Below are 18,069 nucleotides of genomic sequence, written 5' to 3'. Positions count from 1 at the left end.
GGGCATCCTTCAGTGCGCCGGTCTTCGTCTGAGATAGGCTGTCGCGACCTTCTTGGTCGTCAGGATGTGATCGCGCATCAAGTCTTTGGCTTTTTGCGCGTCGCCTTCTTTGCACGCAGCCAGAATGGCCAAATGTTCCTGATGCGGGCGATCAATGCCGGAGGCCTCAGAAACGATGGTGTTGGAATAGACCCCCAAGCGCGATCTGATTTCTGAGATCATGCGCAGCAGGTGATCATTGTGGCACGGCTCATAGATACATTGGTGAAAGGCAATATTGTGCGCGCTCCAGGCCTTTGCCTCTGTTTGATGGGTATATGAGCGCAGAATGTCCTCCGCCCGCTGCAGGTCGGCATGGATCATGTTGGGCACGGCCAACTCTAGCGCGAGGCATTCCAGCGCGACGCGAATGTCGATGAGGTCGAGGATTTCATCGTCCGACACCTCTCGGACGGTGGCCCCTTTGTTTTTGCGGAATTCGACGTAGCGCTCGGCCTCCAGCTTCAGCAGCGCTTCGCGCACTGGCACTTTGCTGACGCCGAAGCGCTGGCCGATCTCGTGCTGGCGCAGCGCTGTGCCGGGCGCAAGCAAGCCGTTCGCGATATCGCGCTTGAGCTGCTCATAGATCGGTTGGCTGGAGTTTTTGCTACTGGGTGCCTCGGTCATAGCAGAGCTATAACCGAGGTTTTCTCTTTGCAAAAGCGCTGAGCCATACGAATGCTCAGTCGCGCTTGCGCCGTGAACGCTTCGGCGAGTTGATCCAGATCGACGGCTCAGATCATCGATGGTTCGAAGATCGGAGTGATCTTTGCATTTTCTGACCCGCCATCTTCAAGAGGTACGTCCAAAAGCGTGCGCTTCGGGGTAACGTCAGAGAACTTCAGATCCATATAGACGAACGCCTTCAGCTGACGTTTTTCGAAAGAAGACAAGTATTCTACGTTCCTGAACGAAGAGGATTGAACGGCGTCAAAGCTGCCTTCGCGCGCCGCGCTCAGGATCAACGAACAGAAAAATAGCTTCTGCTCTGTCAAGGTCAGCCGACCGTCAGGTGTCTTTCTAACACCTTGGATAATGAGCCTATCTTTAAAGAATTGGTAAATCGATACTTCGGCTATAGGCGCGATCTACATCCACGCCACCTTTCCTGCAAAATCGAATATACGCCATCACCCGCAGCGACAAAAAGAGCCGCGCGAGTCATCCGTGCGAGTTTTGTTCGGTCACTCTTGCTAAACGCGTTGCGGCTGCATGAGTCATCTTTGTGTTTCAGATGTTAGTTGATCGGGACGGTTGCCTGCGCATAAACGCGGCGACTTCCTTTTTTGTCTCTTGGATATGCCTGCGCACTAGGGCGGCTGCCTCTTTGGCGTTCCCGCTCAGGCAGGCCTGAACGATCAGGTCGTGATCACGCCGCGGTCGTTCCATGCCGCTGGCTTCGGTCACGGTCAGCCGCAAAAATGGGCCAATTCTCAGCTGGATATCTTCCAGCATCAGCATCAGCTGGGTATTGCCGCAGGGCTCGCAAAGCATGCGGTGAAATTCAAGATTCAACTGACTCCATGCCGGAATATCCGGCGCTTCGGAATAGGCCTTTAGGTTGGCTTGCAAGGCCTGCAGATCAGTTTCAATCATTTGAGGTACGGCGTTTTCCACCGCCTGGCTTTCAAGCGCGGCCCGGATGTCCAAGAGGTCCAGAACCTCTTCGGCGGGCACTTCACGGACAAAAGCCCCCTTGTTTGGCAAGAGCAGCACAAAACCTTCCGCCTCAAGCTTTTGCAGCGCTTCGCGCACGGGCACTTTGCTGACCCCAAATTGTTTTGCGATCTCGCTTTGACGCAAAGCGCGACCTGCCGGCAAGTCCGACGCCAAGATAGACGCCTTCAGCGCCCGGTAGATTGGCGCCGCGGCGCTTTGTGCGACGCTCTGCATTTCTTCTGTCATGCGATCTCCATTGGGTTCCCTTCTTGCAAATCGGATACCATTTTGTCAATAAGGGATACGCAAAGAGGACCCAAGCATGGAACCAATGCTCTTTGACAACCAACTCAGGTAAGAAATGAACAACACTTTCAAAACGTTGGACAGCACGCACTTTGGCAAAGCCTCGGCCGACCAAGCTGCGACTCATGACCTGGAAACTATGCCCAACCTCGCCCCCGGGTGCGTCGGTCCTGCTTCGTGCACGTGCCGCCACCCATAAAGAATCGCCAAACCACAAACCGGTACTCGAGACATGTCACCACACTCAAAATTCGACGTTGCGATCATAGGCACTGGGATCATCGGGATCTCGACCGCTTATTACTTGGCAAAAAACCACGGCATCACCAATATTGCCCTGATCGATCGCAGCCAGCCAATGGAATTCACCTCGGCGCAATCCGGCGAGAATTACCGCAATTGGTGGCCACATCCCGAAATGGTCGATTTCACCAACCGCTCGATCGACCTGCTGGAAGAGGTTGCGCGCGACAGCGGCAATCGCATCAATATGAACCGCCGTGGTTATGCTCTGGTCACGCGCAACACCAATATTGATGAACTGGTATCACAATTGCACGATGGTCTGGGGGACAGCGCGAGCAGCCTGCTGAGATACCATAGCGACGCCGCAGCCCCGACCTACCAGCGCCCAATCAAACCCGATTGGGAAGGGGTGCCGGACGGCGTCGATATTCTGCAAAACCAAGATCTCATCCGCGCCACCTTCCCTTCTTACGCGCAGGACGTGCAGACCATCATCCACATCCGTCGCGGCGGTGACATCAGCGGCCAGCAGCTCGGCATGTACATGCTCGAATACCTCAAAGAGGTTGGGGCCGTGCGCATCATCGGCACTGTCGAGGGCATTGACCAAAACGATGGATATCAGGTCGCGCTGAGCGGCGGGGACACCAAGGTTGTCCACGCCGACAAAATCGTGAATGCCGCCGGTCCGTTTGCCAAAGAAATCGGCGAAATGCTGGGCGTGTCCTTGCCAATTCGCTGCACCTTCCAGCAAAAAATTGCCTTTGACGACCGCGAAAATGCGATCCCGCGCGATATGCCATTCTCCATTGATCTTGACGGTCAAAAGATCGACTGGACCGACGAAGAACGCGAGATGCTGCTTGAGGAACCAGAATTTCGATGGCTGGCCGAAGACATGCCGGGCTGCATCCATTGCCGCCCAGATGGCGGCGACGGCGGCACTTGGCTGAAACTCGGCTGGGCGTTCAACCATGAACCGTCACGCGCCAGCTGGACACCCGAACTGATGGACAATTTCCCCGAGATCGTCCTGCGCGGTGCTGCGCGGCTGAACCCGTCGCTCAAGGCCTATTATGACAACCTGCCCCGCACCATGCACCACTATGGTGGTTATTACGCGATGACCGAAGAAAACTGGCCGCTGATTGGTCAGATGGGCCCGGAAGGGGTCTTTATGAACGCGGCGCTGTCGGGCTATGGCACCATGGCGGCGACCGGCTCTGGCGAGTTGACGGCCGCATGGGTCGCAGGCGCGGAACTGCCAAGCTATGCGCGGAAGTTTTCGATGCAGCGGTATGATGACGATGCGTTTATGGCCAAGCTCCGCGCGGGCAACCGTGGCATTCTGTAGGGGATCGTGATGAAAACCATCCTGCTTATTGGCGCGGGCCGCATGGGCGGCGCGATGCTGCGCGGTTGGCTGACCGCACTGAAAATGCCGGTCAACCTGATCGTGGTGGACCCGCACAACCAACCTGTTCTGGATGAGCTGGTCGAGGCCCCTGTACCGGGCAAGACCTATTCTTATTACAAGGACGCCGGCGCGATCCCGAAAGGCATTGTGGCGGACGCGCTTGTGCTCGCCACCAAGCCGCAAATGGTCGCCGACGCGATCCGCTCGGTCGCGCCCCATATCACCGGGCAAACGGTCCTCGCCTCGGTCGCTGCCGGCATTGCCACCGACACAATCGCGGGTGCTGCTCAGAACACCGATGCGGCAGTGCGCATTATGCCCAATATCGGCGCGATGGTGGGCCACTCGGCCAGCGCGGGCTTTGCCAACCCAGCGGTCACAGCCGATCAGAAAGCGCTCATCGAAGCGCTTTTTGCCTCCTTCGGTGTGTTCTCCTGGCTTGAAAACGAAGAGCAGTTGCACACGGTCACGGCGCTGTCGGGCAGCGGCCCTGCCTATTATTTTGCGCTGTGTGAGGCGATGACAGAGGCAGCCAAGTCCATGGGGCTTCCGGCAGATGTCGCCCGCGATTTGGCCATTGGCACGGTTGTTGCCGCGGGCCGGTTGCTCGAACAAACGGCCGACCCCACCCATCTGCGCGAAACCGTCACCAGCCCCAATGGCACGACCCATGCGGGCCTGATGGCGATGGCGCAAGATGAAGCGCTGCAAAATCTGGCCGCCGCAACGCTCAAGGCTGCGCACGATCGCTCCATCGAACTCGCATAGCAGAGACACAAAACTCCAAAGGAAGAAACGCAATGAAGGTCATGGTACCTGTCAAGCGCGTGATTGACTACAACGTGAAGGTTCGCGTGAAAGCGGACGGCAGCGGAGTTGATCTCGCCAATGTTAAAATGTCGATGAACCCGTTTGACGAGATCGCGGTGGAAGAGGCGATCCGTCTGAAAGAGGCCGGTCAGGCCGAGGAGGTGATCGCGGTGTCCATCGGCGTGAAGCAGGCGCAGGAAACCCTGCGCACGGCGCTGGCGATGGGCGCAGACCGCGCCATTCTGGTGGTGGCGGCCGATGACGTGCATCAGGATATCGAGCCGCTGGCCGTGGCCAAGATCCTGGCCAAGCTGGTGGAAGAAGAACAGCCCGGTCTGGTGATTGCCGGCAAACAGGCGATCGACAACGACATGAACGCCACCGGCCAGATGCTGTCGGCGCTGCTGGGCTGGTCGCAGGCGACCTTTGCTTCCGGCGTTGAAATCGCCGGTGAGACCGCCAAAGTGACCCGCGAAGTTGACGGCGGCCTGCAGACCATTTCGGTCAAACTGCCCGCGATCATCACCGCTGATTTGCGCCTGAACGAGCCGCGCTACGCCTCGCTGCCCAATATCATGAAGGCCAAGAGAAAGCCGCTGGAGGAAAAGACCGCTGCCGATCTGGGCGTGGATGTGACCCCGCGCCTCAGCGTGGTGAAAACGGCAGAACCGGCAGAGCGCTCTGCCGGGATCAAAGTCGGCTCAGTGGATGAGCTGGTTGAGAAACTCAAAGACGCGGGGGCGGTGTAATGGCTGTACTTCTTTTGGCTGAAGTCACCGATGGCGCGCTGGCGCTGGATGCCACTGCAAAGGCTGTGACTGCGGCGCAGGCCCTGGGCGATGTCACTGTTCTGGCGGCGGGTGCCTCTGCGGCGGCCGCGGGCGACGCTGCCGCCAAGATCGACGGCGTGACCAAGGTTCTGGTGGCCGAAGATGCCGCCCTGGGCCATCGTCTGGCGGAGCCGACGGCGGCGCTGATTGCGTCCCTGGCGGCCGATTATGAGCATATCGTGGCCCCGGCGACGACGGATGCGAAAAACATCCTGCCGCGCGTTGCGGCGCTTTTGGATGTGATGGTGCTCTCGGATGTGACGGCGGTTGTCAGCGCCGATACGTTTGAGCGCCCGATCTATGCCGGCAACGCGATTCAGACCGTGCAAACCTCGGACGCCAAAAAGGTCATCACCTTCCGCACCGCCGGATTTGAGGCCGCGGGCGAGGGGGGCGCAGCCCCTGTTGAGAGCATCCCTGCCGCCGAAAACCCCGGCCTGTCCGAATGGGTGGAAGACAAGGTCGCAGAAAGCGACCGGCCCGAGCTGACTTCAGCAGGCATCGTTGTCTCTGGCGGGCGCGGCGTCGGATCTGAAGAGGATTTTGCGCTGATCGAAAAGCTGGCCGATACACTCGGCGCAGCGGTGGGGGCCTCGCGCGCGGCGGTGGATTCAGGCTATGCGGCCAATGATCTGCAAGTCGGGCAGACCGGCAAGGTCGTCGCGCCGGAGCTGTACATCGCCATCGGCATTTCCGGCGCGATCCAGCACCTGGCCGGGATGAAAGACAGCAAGATCATCGTTGCGATCAACAAGGACGAAGACGCGCCGATCTTTCAGGTCGCCGACTACGGCCTCGTCGCCGACCTCTTTGAAGCCGTGCCGGAACTCACCGAAAAGCTCTAAAACCTCGTGAAACTTGACTGGCGCGTCACCGCGCCAGTTCTTTTCCCACGTGTGCCGCCCGGCACTTAGGGCCAGATGTGGGTCAGTGACCACTCATCAAATCATCCTCGGCATCTGTGAGCGATATTCCAAGCGCGTCCATACCGTTTTCAAGATGATCTGAAAGATGCGGCGTCCCAAGCAGATAATCCACCGATGGCGTCGTCTGTTCGGCGCGCGCGGTCTCCAGCGCTTCGGCGAGATCCTCGGGCTCAAAGCTTTCGCGCCCGATCCACATAATTGCGACAAGGCTTGTCAGTGCATCTTCATTCAGGCGTTCGAAAAACCCGCGCAGCTCCCCTTCGGCGCGATCCAATTCTCGCCCCATCAGAACAACCTGCGCCACTTGGCGGGGGGTGATTTCCAACATGTTCGGCTCCTTTCACAGCGCCAACATGTCGGAGTTTAGCACATCCCCGCTTTGATCCTGCTCAATTACCGGTGACTTTACACTCTTGAGCGAGATGTGACGATCACAGCGAGAAACGCCAGACCCGACAGCACAGCCAAGACCGAACCAAGTTTGGCCAGGGTTTCCCCGGTTTGGTTGATCGCCATCACGATGCCCGGGATCATGATGATGACCGCCCCGGCGGACAGCGCAAAATGCAGTTTCGCGAGCGCCTTATCCGCGGCTGCCGGCACCGTGTGATAGAACAGACCAAACACGCTCATCAAAACAAAACCGACCAAGTTCAAATGCGCATGGGCCGGTGACAGTATATGATTTTGCGTCGCTGACATCTGGATACCCCAGACCATGCCGAGCAACAGAAACACCGTGCCCAAACCTACAAACCAAAGTGCAACACCTCGCATCGTTCCTCTCCCTCTACGATTATGTTGCGCAGTTTAGCACATTTTTATTCGCCGGGCTGCTTTGCCAGTGGAACCACATTTTCGGGGTCGGGCGCGATCTCTTCGAAATCGAAATTGTCCAGCCGATGCGCGCGTTTGCCGGCCCGGGATGCCGCGGTGAGAATACCACTGACATCCTCGCCCGCCTGCCGCAGGTGCGTTTCAAGCTTGCCCGCACGCTCGCCAACGATTTCGACATCCCGGTGTAGGTTTTTCAGCGCCTTGCGGATTTCCCCCGCCTGCTCGCGCATGCGCGCATCCTTTAGAATGGCGCGCATGGTATTGAGCGTCGCCATGCAGGTGGTGGGCGACACGATCCAGACGCGGGCGGTAAAGCTTTCTTGCACCAGATCCGGAAACTTGGCGTGCAATTCGGCATAGATCGCTTCTGACGGCAGGAACATCAGCGCGCCGTCGGCGGTCTCGCCCTCAAGGATATAGCGTTCTGAAATATCCTTGATGTGTTTGCGTACCGAGGTGCGGAACATCTGAATGCCGGCTTTCAACTCGGCCTCAGTCTGCGAGGCGAGCATTTTTTCATAGGCCTCTAGCGGGAATTTGCTATCGATCACAATCGGGCCGGGCGGGTTGGGCAAATGCACGAGACAGTCGGCGCGGCGCCCGTTGGAGAGAGAATGCTGGATGGCATAGCTGTCGCGCGGCAAAGCTTTGCTGACGATATCATGTAGCTGGATTTCGCCGAAGGCCCCGCGCGTCTGTTTGTTTGACAGAATGTCCTGCAAACTCAGCACATCGCCGGACAGCTTGGTGATGTTTTCCTGCGCCTTGTCGATGGTGGCCAGACGCTCCTGCAAGGCGGTCAAAGAGGTTGCCGTTTGCTTGGCGTTGCCGGACAAGCTGTGGTTCAGCTTTTCCTGCAAATCCGCCAGCGAACGGTTAGTCCGCAGCTGCATATCGGCCAGATTTTCCTGCAGTTTCAGCTGCTGCGCGGCCAGATTGTCGGTCATCTGCTGCTGCATCTTCGCAAGGTTTTCGCCGGTACGCCGTTGCACGGCGGACAGGTTTTCATGCAGGTTCAATTGCACTTCGCCCAGGCGCTGTTCCATCAGATTGGTCAACTGAGTCTGCGCAATGGTCTGGTTCTGGGCCACATTGCTAAGGCTGCCGCCCAGTTGGTCCTGTCCCGAAGACAGCTGCCCAACACGTTGTCCGAGCGCGTCCATCTGGTGCGCAGAGAGTGATGATTGCTGCAACACAGCGCGCAGCATCAGCAAGATGGCGGCGACCAGAATGCCCGCGCCGATCAGCACATACATCTGAATTTGCGGATCAGAAAAATCCATCAGCTCCGTCCGAACAGCCGTTCAATATCGGCCAATTTGAGTTCAACATATGTGGGGCGGCCATGGTTGCATTGGCCAGAATGCGGCGTGGCTTCCATCTCGCGCAAAAGCGCGTTCATTTCGTCGGCGCGCATGCGGCGCCCCGAACGGATCGAGCCATGGCAGGCCACGCGGCTTAGGATGGCTTCGATTTTGGCCTGCACCAGCATGCTTTCGCCCTGATCATCGATCTCATCCAGGATATCAAGCACCAGCGCGCGGGCGTTCACCTCGCCTAAAATGGCCGGGGTTTCGCGCACGGCCACGGCTCCGCCGCCAAATGCTTCGACCCCGAGGCCAAATTTGGCCAGATCATCCGCCACCGCCAACAGGCGTGCAGCGTCGCCTTCGGAAAGTTCGATAATTTCGGGGATCAGCAGCGCCTGGGCGGCGACGCCGTTTTCGGCCATCTGCTTTTTGAGCCGCTCATAGACCAAGCGTTCATGCGCGGCGTGCTGATCCACAATCACCATGCCGGTTGCGGTCTGGGCGATAATGTAATTCTCATGCACCTGCCCGCGCGCTGCGCCCAGCGGAAAGTCCTCGGCCTGTTCTTGCGCGTCGTCAGTGATCGGATCAACGCGGCCTGACAGGCCGGCCCCGGCCTCGGCAAAGCCGGGCATTTCCACCGGGGCGTCTGGAAAGCGCGCATTGAAAGTCCCGGTCGGGTCCGGTGCCTGAGAGTGAAACGCTGCACTTCTTGCGCCCAGTGACGGGCGGTCCATCTGATAGATCGGTGCTGCGCCGCGCTGTTCTGGCCGCATCGCCCCCAGCGTTGCCCCCGCCACGGTGGTTGAGGCGCGATGCCCCGCCTCAGCCAAGGCATGGCGCAGCGCCGAAACGATCAGCCCGCGCGCCAGCCCCGGATCGCGGAACCGCACTTCGGATTTGGCCGGGTGCACGTTCACGTCCACGAGCTGCGGATCGCAGTCGATGAAAAGCGCCGCCGCCGGGTGCCGATCCCGCGACAGGAAATCAAAATAGGCCCCGCGCAGGGCACCCACCAACAGTTTGTCTTTGACCGGGCGGCCATTGACGAACAGATACTGCGCTACGGCAGAGCCGCGCGAATAGGTCGGCAAGGCGGCATAACCAATCAGGCGCAGTCCGTCGCGGTCAGCATTAATGCGCAGCGCGTTCTCGGCGAATTCGCTGCCCAAGATGCGCGCCAGACGCCCGTGCAGCGCGTCAAACAGATCGCCCGTTTCCGCATCGGCGCGAAAGGTGATCCGCCCATCGCCGCCCCCGGTCACGTCGCGCAGGGTGAAACCGATGAAAGGCTCGGCCATGGCGAGACGTTTGATAACGTCGCTGATGGCCTGACTTTCGGCGCGATCAGAGCGCATGAATTTCAGCCGCGCTGGCGTCGCGTAAAACAGATCGCGCAGCTCTACAATTGTGCCCGCGCTAAGAGCGGCTGGTTTGACTTCTGACATTTTGCCACCCGCCACCGAAATCGTGGCCGCGCCGTCGCCCTTAACCCGCGAGGTGATCGACAGACGCCCAACCGCACCAAGCGAGGGCAAGGCCTCGCCGCGAAAGCCGAAGGTGTGAATATCCAGCAGATCGCTGCCGTCGATTTTCGAGGTTGCATGCCGCGACAGGGCAAGAGGCAATTGCGCTGGCGAGATGCCGCAGCCATCATCCGTCACCCGAATAAGCGTCTTGCCGCCATCGGCAATCGCCACTTCAATGCGGCGTGCGCCAGCGTCAATGGCGTTTTCGACCAGCTCCTTGACGGCGCTGGCTGGACGCTCGACAACCTCCCCCGCTGCAATGCGGTTGATCGCCCCGTCGTCCAACTGGCGGATTACGGGCTGATTTTCGCTTATTTTGGGGTCAACACTTAGCATACCGCCAAATCTAGCACATCCACCGCCGATTCTGCCACCGCATTCAGAAGAGAACAAAACAAGAAAAAAGGCCGGGTTGCCCCGGCCTTTTCCATAGTGATTTTCAGTGAAACTTATTCAGCTGGTGTGGTGAATTTCTTGATTTCACCGGACTTCAGGCGACCAAGGTAGCCCTCCAGTTCACGCTTCACGATTGGCATCAGGAAGTAGAGACCAATGATGTTCACAACCGCCATCGCAAAGATCGCCGCATCGGAGAAGTCGATGACTGGGCCAAGCGATGCAGAGGCCCCGATGATCACGAAGATGCAGAACAGAACCTTGAAGAACAGCTGGGAGCCGTTGCTTTCACCGAACAGGAAGGTCCAGGCTTTCAGACCGTAGTAGGACCAAGAGATCATGGTGGAGAACGCGAACAGGATCACGGCCAACGCCAGGATGTACTGGAAGCCACCAAAGGCCGACGAGAAGGCCGCAGAGGTCAGCGCCACGCCGCCGTTGCCGTCAACGGTTGCAATTGCTGTGCCCGCTTCGTTCAGCATGTAGTTGCCGGTTGCTGGATCAATCATCAGCTGGCCGGTGATGATGATCACCAAAGCCGTCATGGTACAGATCACAACGGTATCAATGAACGGCTCAAGCAGGGACACATAGCCCTCGGTAATTGGCTCTTTGGTGCGGACCGCAGAGTGTGCAATCGCCGCAGACCCAACGCCCGCTTCGTTCGAGAAGGCCGCGCGTTTGAAACCCTGGATCAGCGCGCCGACCATACCGCCAGCAACACCCAGACCCGTAAAGGCGCCCTCAAAGATCTGACCAAAGGCCCAGCCAATTTGGTCAAAGTTGATCAGCAGGATCACCAGCGCCGTGGCCACATACATCACGCCCATGAAAGGCACGACTTTTTCGGTCACTTTTGCGATGGATTTCAGGCCGCCAACGATCACAGCAAACACAACGGCTGCAAAGATCACGCCGGTGATCACACCTGGGTAGTCACCGACAACGTTGGTGATTTGTGCGTGCGCCTGGTTCGCTTGGAACATGTTGCCGCCACCGAATGCGCCGAGGATACAGAAGATCGCGAACAGAATGGCCAATGGCTTGCCACCTGGGATGCCGCGCTCTGCGAAACCTTTGGTGATATAGTACATTGGGCCACCGGAGACGGTGCCATCTGGGTATTCATTGCGATATTTCACACCGAGCGTACATTCGGTGAACTTGGACGCCATGCCCATCAGACCCGCCAGGATCATCCAGAAGGTTGCGCCCGGGCCACCGATGCCAACCGCAACGGCCACACCAGCAATGTTGCCAAGACCCACGGTCCCGGACAGCGCGGTTGCAAGCGCTTGGAAGTGGCTAACCTCACCCGCGTCATTCGGGTCAGAATAATCCCCTTTCACCAGCGAGATCGCGTGGCGAAAGCCGCGCAGCTGAATGAAAGCAAAGTAGAGTGTGAAAACAGTTGCTGCGATCACCAGCCACGCCACGATCCAAGGGAAAGATGTCCCGGGGAATGGGCTAAAGATCAGGCTGACGAACCAGCCGGTGGAGTTTGCGAAAACTTCATTTACTTTTTCGTCGATGGATTGCGCATATGCTGGCAAGCTTGCCATGGATAGCGCGGCTGCAGCTACGGCTGCACGCGAGAACACGGATTTCATGTTGTCTGTCCCTGTCAATTATTATGGCACGATGGTGCAAGCGACCGGCGAGGTCTGCGCGAGCGACCCGGCAACCGAACCAAACAGGCGGCTGCCAATGCCGCTGTGGCCGTTGCGTCCGATGACGATCTGGCTGGCGCCGGCATCTTCGGCAATTTTGCCCAACTGCTCTGCAATATGGCCGTACTTGATAGAGGTTTCGATGGTCACGCCGCTCCCGGCAAGCCCATCCACCACTGGCTTCATCAGCGCTTTTTCAGCGCGATCCAGTTCTTCTGAGCGGCGCTTGTGGCGTTCTTCAAGCTCAGTTGGTGTCAGGAAGGAATATGGCGACCATTCCAGAACATGGGCAATCACGACAGATCCCCCGGTTGCTTTGGCATGGTCCACAGCGAATGCAAGCGCGCGCTCGGCGGCTTGGCTGCCGTCAAAACCGACGACGTATTTTTCGGACATTATGTGTCACTCCCGATCTTTTTTATTGTTGCGCGTCAAACTGACGCGACAACAACCTACATTGTCAAGAGAGGCAATAGTTCTTGAAGTTGGCGTATTTTTGAGAAATATTTGGAATTACGCAGCAAAAATTCAGATAAAACGAGAAATATTCCTATGGATAGGATAGACAGCAGGATTCTTTCCATTCTGCAAAAAAACAGCCAAATCTCGATGGGACGCCTGTCAGAACAGGTTGGCCTGTCGCTCTCTGCGTGCCATCGCCGAGTGAAAATGATGGAGAGTGATGGGAGGATTTCCCATTATTCAGCACAACTTGACCGTGCAAAGCTGGGGATCGAGATTCAGGTTTTTATCGAGGTAAAGCTCGTTTCGCATCGGCGCGAGGACTTGGATGCCTTTGAAGAATCCGTGATGAAAATGGACGATGTGCTCGAATGTCACCTGATTTCAGGCGAGTTTGATTTTCTGATCCGAGTCGCGGCCACCAACCCGGCCGATTTTGAGCGGCTGCACCGTGATCGCCTTGCGGACCTCCCGGCTGTGCAGCAGATGAAAACCCTGCTCAGCATGCGGACGGTCAAGGAATTCACCGGCTACAATCTTGAGGCGCTGGCCACCAACTGATGTCAGTTGGCGGGCGCACCGCTGCGCATGCGCTGGGGGGCACATAGCGCTGCCATTGCCAGGATGATGCCCGAGACCGTGGCAATCATACCGGCCGCGCTGACGGCATGGTCCGCGCCAAGCCAGAGCGGCCCATAGCCTGCCAACACATAGCCAAGCACCGCCGAAACCGTCGCGAAGACGACACTCCAGGTGATCTGACGCTCCAGCCGGTTGGTCATCAACCGGGCCGCAGCGGGGGGGCAGATGAACATGGCGATCACGATGATCGAGCCGACGGCATCAAACGCGGCGACGGCGGCAACCGCCGCAACCACCACCAGCGCCAGGCCCATTGCAGTTGGCCGCGCGCCCACCGACTGCGCAAACCCGGTGTCAAATGTTGCGATTTTCAGGGGCCGCCAGAACAGGCGCATAAAGGCGATGACGGCAAGCAGCGTCAGAAAGATGCGCGGCAACTCATCGGGCACGCCCGCAAGCGCCTGCGGATCCAGAACACTGCGCCAGCCTGTGGCATCCAGCCAAATCAGACTTTCCAGATTGCCGTAAAGCGCGTGCTCGACATCCAGATGCACGGCAGAGGTATCAGTCTGCTCCAGCAACAGCACCCCGCCTGCAAACATCGCGGTAAACGTCACGCCCATTGCCGCGCCCGGCTCTATCCGGCCCAGACGTTTGATCAATTCAATCAGCCCGACCGCCAGCAGCGATGCCGCCGCTGCGCCCAGCATCATGGGCCAGGCCGACACGTATCCTGTCACCAGAAAAGCCACGACAATACCGGGCAGGACCACATGGCTGATGGCATCCCCAATCAGCGCCTGCCGCCGCAACAGTAGAAAATTGCCGGGCAACGCGCAGGCAATGGCCGCAAAGACGCCAATCAGCAGCGGCGTCAAACTGAGGGAAACGAATTCTTCACCCATCATAGTGCAACGCCCTGCGGCGCGCCGATGCGCCTGTCGATTTCAGTAATTTGATCCATCGTCAGCACGGTCTCCAGATCGCGCAGCCCATCATATAGCGCCGCCGCCCCCTCCAGTGCCTGATCAGACCGCACAAGCGCCCAGCGGGCCTCATCGCGCAGGGCTTTGGCGGCGCGGGCACGCCCGGTCTCGGTCGCCACCCCGTCCGCCTCCACAAGTCCGGCGCGCTGCAAAAGACGCAGCGTATAGCGTTCGTAAATCGGTTGTCCCTGCGCCAAAGCGAGCAAGCCTTGCCGGATATGCACCCGTCGCTGAAACCGCCGATGCCGCAGCACCGCTGCCAAAACACCCCGCCCCGGGGCGAGCAAAAGCGAGATGAGGAATGTGGCAAAGCTGACCAAGACGATAATTGGCCCGGTGGGCAGCGCCGGGGCCACCGCCGACAGCCCTGCCCCGATATACGCGGATGCGCCGCCAATCCCGCCGGCAATCAGCGCCACATGGTCCGTGCGCTCGCTCCAGAACCGCGCGGCCACAGGCGGAATGATCAACATGGCGACGATCAGGATCAGGCCAACGATCTTCAGGCCCACGACCGTCACTGCCATGGCCAGCCCCATGATCGCCAGATCCACACGCGCAACATTCAGCCCGCGCGCCGCAGCATATTCAGGGTCAAACGCCACAAGCGTCATCGGGCGGCGCAGCGCAATCACAACCGCCAGGGTCAACGCCCCGCCGACCGCGATAATCACCGCATCATTCCACAACATGCCAGCGGTCGAGCCGAGCAGAAAGCCTTCCAGCCCCGCCTGCTGCCCCACGCGCATGGTTTGAATGATCGTCAAAAGCACAATGCCAAACCCAAAGAACACCGACAGCACCGCGCCAATGGCGGCATCTTCGGCCAGTCGCGTGCGGCGGGTCAGCCAGCCGATGCACAAGAGACCAAAACTCGCTGACAGGGCCGAGCCGAGCAGCAATCCCAGCAGATTGCGACCGTCACCGCCAAAAGCGACCATGATCATAAATGCCAAACCTACCCCGGGCAGGGTGGCGTGGCTGATCGCATCACTGACAAGGGCGCGTTTGCGCAGGAACAGAAAGGTGCCGGTCACGCCGGCTGCGACACCCAGAAACATCGCGCCCAGCGCCACGAGCGTGGCATTGTAGCCAAGCTGCAGAGTGAGCGCTTCCGTCAGCATCAGAGCGCTGAGACGGCGAGCCGGTCGATCTGCGCGGTGGCAAGACGCCCGCCATAGGCAGCGTTCAGGTTCTCGGCGGTAAAGGTGGTTGCAACCGGCCCTTCGGCCACTTTGCGCGTATTGATCAAAAAGACCTGATCAAAATAATCGCTGACCGTGGCCAGATCGTGGTGCACCGCAACAACCGTTTTGCCATCGTCCTTGAGCGATTTCAGCACAGCGATGATCGCCTTTTCGGTCGCGGCATCCACGCCTGCAAAGGGTTCGTCCAGCAAATAGAGATCCGCGCCCTGCGCCAGGGCCCGCGCCAGAAAGACACGCTGCTGCTGGCCCCCGGACAGTTGGCCAATCTGCCGCTCGGCAAAATCGGTCATGCCGACACGATCCAGGCAGGCCATTGCGGTTTCCATATGGGATGTGCGGACCCGGCGCAGCAGGCCCAGTTCGCGGTAAAGCCCCATCAGAACCACATCAATCACGCGGGTCGGAAAATCCCAATCCACGCTGGCGCGCTGCGGCACATAGGCGATGCGATGATGCTGGCTCTTTAGAGGTTTGCCATAGACCGAGACCCGGCCCGCCAGCGGCTTGATCACGCCAAGCGCGGCCTTCAGAAGCGTCGATTTCCCCGCCCCGTTTGGGCCGATGATCGCACTCATGGAGCCATTCTGGATCGTCATGTCCACGGAAAAGACCGCTGGCTTTTGCCCATATGACACGGTCATGCCGCGCACTGCGAGCGGCACGCCGCTGAGGTCTTCGGTGGGGGGTGTTCCCAAATCAGATGCCAGTTTCAAATTCATGTCCGTTCCTAGTATCCGGCGCTCAAGCGGCCATGCAATCCGCGCGCAGGCACATCACCGCCCAAGGCGGAGGCGATCACAGTCACGTTGTGATCCAACATGCCAATATATGTGCCTTCATAGGTGCCGTCTTGCCCCATGGCGTCGCTGAACAGCTCACCGCCGATGGACAGTTTGTGCCCCTTGGCCGCCGCCCCTTCAATCAACGCGCGCATGTTGCGGTCCGATACCGAGCTTTCGACAAAAACCGCCGCAATCTCGCGCGCAACCAAGAGGTCCACCAGTTCACCAATGCGGTTCAGCCCCGCTTCGGACTGCGTGGAAATGCCCTGAATGCCCATGACCTCAAAGCCATGTGAGGCCCCAAAATACCCAAATGCGTCATGCGCCGTCACCAGAACGCGCGCCTTATCCGGCACCGAAGCAAGCGCTGTATCGGCATAGTCTGACAGCGCTTTCAACTCTTCCAGATGCCGGTCGGCATTTGCTGTGAACTGCGCGGCGCTGTCTGGCTGCACCGCGATCATCGCATCGCGCACGGCCAGAACAACCTCAGACCAAAGCGCCGGGTCCATCCAGACATGCGGATCATATTTCTCTGCATAATCATCATGGCCACGCAGCTTGTCCTTGGGCAGCGCCTCGGCCACAGCCACAACGGTGCGTTTCTTGGCAAGGTCATGGAAAAAATCTTCCATCTGCGCTTCGAGATACAGCCCATGCCACAGCACCAGATCGGCACGTGTCATGGCGACAATATCACTGCGGGTCTGCCGGTAGGCATGCGGGTCGACACCCGGCCCCATCAGACCGCGCACCTCAACGCTATCGCCGCCGACCTGACGCGCGGCGTCGGCAATCATGCCCGTTGTCGCCACAACCGAAAGCTTTTCAGCCGCTGCAACTGGCATTGCCAAAAATAGCGCAGCGACCGCTGCAAAGGCCCGTCGAGAGAATCGCATGTCACCCATCCTTTTCCTTAAGTATGAATATGAGAATTATTCGCAACAAGTCAACGCAATTGAGAATTATTCGCAACTTAACTTTGTCCAGATGGTCAAAAAATCCAGAATTCCCCAGCGTGAACGCTTGAAAAATAGGGGCGCGCGTGACAGCTTGGGCGGGTTCTGAATGTGAGCGAGACATGCAAACCACCTCCACCAAAACTGACGCAGCCCAGCTGCCGCAGGCGATAGAGCCACGCAACCCCGGTATGGCGCTTGATCTGGACTGGGTCCGTTCTGTCCAAGCCAATACATCGGCCATTGAACGCCGCGCCGGGACAATTGCCGGCCGGCGCTCGGTCAAGAAAGATCATCAGGCCGCATGGCTGCTGAAAGCCCTCTCTCTCATCGACCTGACCACGCTGGCCGGGGATGACACCGAAGGGCGTGTCAAACGGCTTTGCGCCAAGGCCAAACAGCCGGTGCGCGCCGATCTTTTGGAAACGCTGGGTCTACCTGATCTGACCACCGGCGCGGTATGCGTGTATCACGATATGATCGAAACGGCAGTCACAGCGCTCGACGGTTCGGGCATCCCGGTGGCCGCTGTTTCAACGGGGTTTCCGGCCGGACTGTCGCCCTTTGCACTACGGGTCGAAGAAATCAGGCAATCCGTGGCCGCTGGCGCGCAGGAAATCGACATCGTGATCACCCGTCGCCATGTGCTGCAGGGCAATTGGCAGGCGCTTTACGATGAGATGAAAGCCTTTCGAGAGGCCTGCGGCGACGCGCATGTCAAAGCGATTTTGGCCACCGGAGAGCTGGGCACCCTGCGCAACGTGGCGCGCGCCTCGCTGGTCTGCATGATGGCCGGGGCCGACTTTATCAAGACCTCAACAGGCAAGGAATCCGTGAACGCCACCCTGCCGGTGTCATTGGTCATGATCCGCGCGATCCGCGATTATTACGAACACACTGGCTTTCGCGTCGGCTACAAACCGGCGGGCGGCATTTCCAAAGCCAAAGACGCGCTGGTCTATCTGGCGCTGATCAAAGATGAACTGGGCGATCGCTGGCTTGCGCCTGACCTGTTCCGCTTTGGGGCTTCTTCGCTCTTGGGTGACATCGAACGCCAGCTCGAACATCACGTCACCGGCAAATACTCGGCGGGCCACCGCCATGCGATTGGGTAA

Annotated in this window: 19 protein-coding genes; 6 read left to right on the top strand and 13 right to left on the bottom strand. The window is 58.9% G+C overall.

Annotation, left to right across the window (positions count from 1 at the left end; genetic code table 11):
* Positions 1–9: 9 nt before the first annotated feature.
* The 3 genes from N6L24_RS06835 to N6L24_RS06825 form a co-directional block, all read right to left on the bottom strand.
* Positions 10–666, bottom strand: a complete 657-nt coding sequence (locus tag N6L24_RS06835; RefSeq protein ID WP_271843915.1) for a GntR family transcriptional regulator — start codon at positions 664–666, stop codon at positions 10–12.
* A gap of 107 nt (positions 667–773) precedes the next feature.
* Entirely contained in the window at positions 774–1,034 is a 261-nt protein-coding gene (locus tag N6L24_RS06830) for a hypothetical protein (protein WP_271843914.1), read from the bottom strand.
* Between the two features lie 235 nt (positions 1,035–1,269).
* Positions 1,270–1,944, bottom strand: a complete 675-nt coding sequence (locus N6L24_RS06825; protein ID WP_271843913.1) for a GntR family transcriptional regulator — start codon at positions 1,942–1,944, stop codon at positions 1,270–1,272.
* A gap of 292 nt (positions 1,945–2,236) precedes the next feature.
* On the opposite strand from N6L24_RS06825, the gene N6L24_RS06820 reads away from it, so the two are divergent.
* From N6L24_RS06820 to N6L24_RS06805, 4 genes are read left to right on the top strand one after another with little or no spacing between them, the layout of a single operon-like run.
* The gene (locus tag N6L24_RS06820) at positions 2,237–3,604 is read left to right on the top strand and encodes an NAD(P)/FAD-dependent oxidoreductase (RefSeq protein WP_271843912.1); all 1,368 of its coding nucleotides are present in this window, start codon (positions 2,237–2,239) and stop codon (positions 3,602–3,604) included.
* A 9-nt stretch (positions 3,605–3,613) separates the two neighbouring features.
* Positions 3,614–4,435 carry a pyrroline-5-carboxylate reductase gene (proC, locus tag N6L24_RS06815; protein ID WP_271843911.1) on the top strand — a complete coding sequence of 274 codons (822 nt, stop codon included), beginning with the start codon at positions 3,614–3,616 and terminating at the stop codon, positions 4,433–4,435.
* A 32-nt stretch (positions 4,436–4,467) separates the two neighbouring features.
* Positions 4,468–5,226, top strand: a complete 759-nt coding sequence (locus tag N6L24_RS06810) for an electron transfer flavoprotein subunit beta/FixA family protein (RefSeq protein ID WP_271843910.1) — start codon at positions 4,468–4,470, stop codon at positions 5,224–5,226.
* Complete coding sequence (locus N6L24_RS06805; RefSeq protein ID WP_271843909.1) at positions 5,226–6,152, top strand: electron transfer flavoprotein subunit alpha/FixB family protein; 927 nt, start codon at positions 5,226–5,228, stop codon at positions 6,150–6,152. Before N6L24_RS06810 ends, N6L24_RS06805 begins: the two co-directional genes overlap by 1 nt.
* An 82-nt stretch (positions 6,153–6,234) precedes the next feature.
* On the opposite strand, the gene N6L24_RS06800 is transcribed toward N6L24_RS06805, so the two are convergent.
* The 6 genes from N6L24_RS06800 to N6L24_RS06775 all read right to left on the bottom strand — a co-directional run bounded on the left by N6L24_RS06800 (position 6,235) and on the right by N6L24_RS06775 (position 12,371).
* Positions 6,235–6,561 (bottom strand): DUF3775 domain-containing protein, encoded by a 327-nt coding sequence (locus N6L24_RS06800; protein ID WP_271843908.1) that lies wholly within the window; start codon positions 6,559–6,561, stop codon positions 6,235–6,237.
* Positions 6,562–6,638: 77 nt separating this feature from the next.
* A complete protein-coding gene (locus tag N6L24_RS06795; protein WP_271843907.1) occupies positions 6,639–7,010 on the bottom strand; it encodes a hypothetical protein in 372 nt (123 codons plus the stop codon).
* A gap of 44 nt (positions 7,011–7,054) precedes the next feature.
* Positions 7,055–8,353, bottom strand: a complete 1,299-nt coding sequence (locus N6L24_RS06790; protein ID WP_271843906.1) for a DNA recombination protein RmuC — start codon at positions 8,351–8,353, stop codon at positions 7,055–7,057.
* On the bottom strand, positions 8,353–10,245 hold the full coding sequence (gene mutL / locus N6L24_RS06785; protein ID WP_271843905.1) for a DNA mismatch repair endonuclease MutL: 1,893 nt from the start codon (positions 10,243–10,245) through the stop codon (positions 8,353–8,355). Before mutL ends, N6L24_RS06790 begins: the two co-directional genes overlap by 1 nt.
* Before the next feature lie 113 nt (positions 10,246–10,358).
* Positions 10,359–11,915 (bottom strand): alanine/glycine:cation symporter family protein, encoded by a 1,557-nt coding sequence (locus tag N6L24_RS06780; protein ID WP_271843904.1) that lies wholly within the window; start codon positions 11,913–11,915, stop codon positions 10,359–10,361.
* Between the two features lie 21 nt (positions 11,916–11,936).
* Positions 11,937–12,371, bottom strand: a complete 435-nt coding sequence (locus N6L24_RS06775) for a universal stress protein (protein ID WP_271843903.1) — start codon at positions 12,369–12,371, stop codon at positions 11,937–11,939.
* A gap of 111 nt (positions 12,372–12,482) precedes the next feature.
* Here N6L24_RS06775 and N6L24_RS06770 point away from each other — a divergent pair, with 111 nt between their 5' ends.
* The gene (locus N6L24_RS06770) at positions 12,483–12,998 is read left to right on the top strand and encodes an Lrp/AsnC family transcriptional regulator (RefSeq protein ID WP_271843902.1); all 516 of its coding nucleotides are present in this window, start codon (positions 12,483–12,485) and stop codon (positions 12,996–12,998) included.
* Between the two features lie 2 nt (positions 12,999–13,000).
* On the opposite strand, the gene N6L24_RS06765 is transcribed toward N6L24_RS06770, so the two are convergent.
* Genes N6L24_RS06765 through N6L24_RS06750 form a run of 4 tightly spaced genes read right to left on the bottom strand, consistent with a single transcriptional unit; the run spans position 13,001 to position 16,903 of the window.
* Positions 13,001–13,927 carry a metal ABC transporter permease gene (locus N6L24_RS06765; RefSeq protein WP_271843901.1) on the bottom strand — a complete coding sequence of 309 codons (927 nt, stop codon included), beginning with the start codon at positions 13,925–13,927 and terminating at the stop codon, positions 13,001–13,003.
* Positions 13,924–15,129 (bottom strand): metal ABC transporter permease, encoded by a 1,206-nt coding sequence (locus N6L24_RS06760; protein WP_271843900.1) that lies wholly within the window; start codon positions 15,127–15,129, stop codon positions 13,924–13,926. Before N6L24_RS06760 ends, N6L24_RS06765 begins: the two co-directional genes overlap by 4 nt.
* Positions 15,129–15,932, bottom strand: coding sequence for a metal ABC transporter ATP-binding protein (locus tag N6L24_RS06755; RefSeq protein ID WP_271843899.1), 804 nt, complete (start codon positions 15,930–15,932; stop codon positions 15,129–15,131). The genes N6L24_RS06760 and N6L24_RS06755 overlap by 1 nt, the downstream gene beginning before the upstream one ends.
* A gap of 8 nt (positions 15,933–15,940) precedes the next feature.
* The gene (locus tag N6L24_RS06750; RefSeq protein ID WP_442872584.1) at positions 15,941–16,903 is read right to left on the bottom strand and encodes a metal ABC transporter solute-binding protein, Zn/Mn family; all 963 of its coding nucleotides are present in this window, start codon (positions 16,901–16,903) and stop codon (positions 15,941–15,943) included.
* Positions 16,904–17,076: 173 nt separating this feature from the next.
* Between N6L24_RS06750 and deoC the strand changes: the two genes are divergently transcribed.
* On the top strand, positions 17,077–18,069 hold the full coding sequence (deoC, locus tag N6L24_RS06745; protein WP_271843897.1) for a deoxyribose-phosphate aldolase: 993 nt from the start codon (positions 17,077–17,079) through the stop codon (positions 18,067–18,069).

This window comes from Cognatishimia sp. SS12, from assembly GCF_028369055.1.
Classification (GTDB): Bacteria; Pseudomonadota; Alphaproteobacteria; order Rhodobacterales; family Rhodobacteraceae; genus Cognatishimia.
This window is presented reverse-complemented; position numbering and strand designations above follow the sequence as displayed.